Raw genomic sequence first — 679 nt, forward strand, 5'->3', positions numbered from 1 at the left:
GGTGAACATCACGCCCCAGTCGGTGGTGAACTCGCCGACGAAGACGGTGAGGCCCTGCGGCAAGGTTTTGAGCTCGTCCGAGGTGATCAGCACCAGCGGGAAGAAGAAGTCGTTCCAGATCGGCACGGCGTTCTGGATGGCGACGATGACCAGGGCCGGGCGCGCCAACGGCAACATGATCGAGCGCATGATGCGAAATTCGCTGGCGCCGTCCATGCGTGCGGACTCTTCCAGTTCGCGCGGCAAGGTCCGGAGGAAGCCGGTCATGATGAACACCGCCGAAGGAATGCCCATGGCGACATAGACCAGCACCAGGCCGGCATAGCTGTCGACCAGCCCAAGCGAATCCAGCTGGATGAACAGCGGAATGATCGCCAGTTTCAGCGGCACCGTCATGCCGCTGAGGAAAAACATCAGCACCAGCGCGCTCAGCCTGAACTGGTAGCGGGCAATCGCATAGGCGGCCATGGTGCTGAACAGGAGGATCAGCGCCACCGCGGCCATGGTGATGCCGACGGAATTGGCGAGGTAGCGGACGAAATTGGTTTCGCTCCACACCCGCTCGGCATTGGCCAGCGAAAAGTGCGCCGGCAGGGCGAAGGGGCGAGCTGAAGATTTCGGCGTTGGTCTTGAACGACGACATCACCATGACGAACAGCGGATAGATCATGATGACGGC

Annotated in this window: 1 protein-coding gene; it reads right to left on the reverse strand. The window is 61.3% G+C overall.

Going from position 1 to position 679, the window contains the following annotated elements:
* Window positions 1-558, reverse strand: a 558-nt coding sequence (locus EOA22_RS36145; RefSeq protein ID WP_245478797.1) for a carbohydrate ABC transporter permease, incomplete at its 3' end; no start/stop codon positions are given.
* Window positions 559-679 lie beyond the last annotated feature (121 nt).

Origin of the sequence: Mesorhizobium sp. M7A.F.Ca.US.014.04.1.1 (genome assembly GCF_003998745.1) — a bacterium.
In the GTDB taxonomy this organism is placed as follows: Bacteria; Pseudomonadota; Alphaproteobacteria; order Rhizobiales; family Rhizobiaceae; genus Mesorhizobium; species Mesorhizobium ciceri.